At 54.7% G+C, this 2,319-nt stretch carries 2 protein-coding genes; both read right to left on the reverse strand.

The genetic code is table 11. The features are described 5' to 3' along the window. Nucleotides 1–741: LysR family transcriptional regulator (locus tag AC1DVA_RS27680; protein WP_476808026.1), on the reverse strand; the 741-nt coding region annotated here is incomplete at its 3' end. 461 nt (nucleotides 742–1,202) lie between these two features. After that, on the reverse strand, nucleotides 1,203–1,550 hold the full coding sequence (locus AC1DVA_RS27685) for a hypothetical protein (protein ID WP_476808027.1): 348 nt from the start codon (nucleotides 1,548–1,550) through the stop codon (nucleotides 1,203–1,205). Between the last annotated feature and the right edge of the window lie 769 nt (nucleotides 1,551–2,319).

The following is a 2,319-nucleotide window of genomic DNA, read 5'->3' on the forward strand; positions in this document are numbered from 1 at the left end:
GTCCTCCGGCAGGTAGGCAAGGCCGAGCCCGTCGAGCGCTGAGTTCAGCCGAAGTGCGAGGCTATTGAACACGAGTTGCCCTTCACCACGTACCTTGACCTCGCGCCCATCCTTTTCGAGGCCCCAGGGAAACAGGCCGCCATAGGTGGGGAGACGAGACGCGATGCAGTTGTGGGAGGTCAGGTCCTGCGGCGTTTCCGGAACACCGTAGCGTTTGAAATAGGCGGGCGATCCGACCACGGCCATACGCATCTCCGGCCCGATCCGGACGGCGATCATGTCCTTTGCGACCTGCTCGCCCAAACGCACCCCCGCATCATAGCCCGCCGCCACGATGTCGACGAGGCCATAGTCGACGATGATCTCGACCTTGATGTCGGGATGATCCGGCAGCAAGCGGCGCAGGGCTGGCTGCAAAGCTGCGATCGCAGCATGTTCGCCGGCCGTGATGCGGATCGTCCCGGCCGGCTTGCCCCGCAATTCGCCAAGCGCTGCGATCTCTGCCTCGATCTCGTCGAAGCGCGGCGCGATGGTTTCGAGAAGGCGCAAGCCGGCTTCGGTGGGAGCGACGCTTCGGGTGGTGCGCGTTAGAAGCCTAAGCTTCAGGCGTTCCTCGAGAGCCTTGATGGTCTGGCTGAGTGCGGACTGCGAGACTCCCAGCTTGGCACCGGCCTTGGTGAAGCTACGCTCCTTCGCGACCATGGCGAAGGCGGCCAGATCATTGAAGTTCGGCTGCGCCATTTAATTAGAATGCCTTATGAGCTGAGTCGAATTATAGCTCCTGACTGTCATGGCGGGTACTCGCTGGCTGCGCCACATCAATATGGCAATTCGCCGCCGGGAACCGCGGTTTGATCGCCCGAGAGCGGACGCTCTCAACGTCGGGAAGCGTCAGCCTGGTTCGAAATGCGGACTCGCGGCCAACGTCTGACATGGGTCGCGAACTGCCGCCCACTCCGTCCGCGCGAAATGTCTGCTTCCTGGCTAGGCCCCAACTTCCGCTAGTGGCGCGATTGAACCAACAAGGAGGGGTCTGACGAACGTCAGATTCTGGCCCTTCCGGACTCCCGGGACGTCGGCTCTTGGGCGTACCAGCCCATCCTCGACATCCGTAACCCTCAAGAAGACATTTGTGCGCGCGTTGTCATCGCCAATCAGGAGCTGAGTTCCCCGGCTCGGGCGCCACGCGAAACCCTGGCCTCTCATGGCTGTCGCGTGCTTTCCTCGTTGAGCCAACGCCATGTGGCCGGCGAGGATCGATGTGAAGCAAAAAGGTCGCCTTCGTCGCCGTCGATGGAGAGCTCGGTTGCAAAGCTGCTGTTGGCGTAGCTCGCGACGATTGCGCCGGTGCTACGGGTTGCGAGGGTAAAAAATGGTCTAGCGAAGCTGGCTCGCCACAGCGCTCTGCTCTGGAGCTGGTAGGTGTAGATCCGGCTCGATTTTGCAACGCGTTCGCTAATCCGGAACGAGCCCTCCAAATCCTCGGGTTGTCTCGCTTGGATGACATCGAACATCGTCAACTGGGCAGGATCGATCGCAGCCGTGTTCATTGGCTCGTTCCCCGTGGGCCCTCTAGTCGTCTCAGCATAGACACTTTTCGCAGCGTTTTGACAGAATTGGCAGAAATCTTAGAAATGCCTATCAAATAGCCACCTCAACCAATTTGAATGTGGCAAGTTAATTGCGCTCAGATTCCGCTGTTGTTGCGCCACCATAATCTCGGAAACGGATTTATATATAATAGTAACTATCGCAGCGGGATCCAAGAAATATCGGAGCTTGTTATCAATATGCCAAGCTACGAACAATTATCGCAAATAAATAAAGTAGACATTGTAGGTCTACTAGCAGCAATTTGTACAATATTGGCTTTCTATAATAAAAGCATGAAAACAACGAGGATATACGCCATTTCTGCAAATGTACTATTTATAATATAYGGCATAATTTCATTATTATACCCGATACTATTACTTCATTTGATACTATTTCCAATAAATATATTTCGCCTTCTCGAATTAATTAATATCGAATATCAAGCAACTAAAGCGATTAGACAAAACATTGCATAGCATAATGAATGATAATCMCGCAGCAAAAACAAATAACCGAGGCACTCCGATGCATAAGGGGTCAGTAGACTGTTTTTCAATGTTATTGTTCTGCGCATGCGTAGGTCTGGCACCAATCTCTCTCGCCAAGGCCTCGGAACTGACGCCGAGTAAGACATTTCAAACCCGGACCTGTTCTGCCTGGGATAGGCAGCTGCATGGCTTGCTCGACTGGAGCGAGAGGCTCAATCTCCACCCGCCCGAGTTT

It is taken from the genome of Allobosea sp. P4_C6, assembly GCF_056402015.1.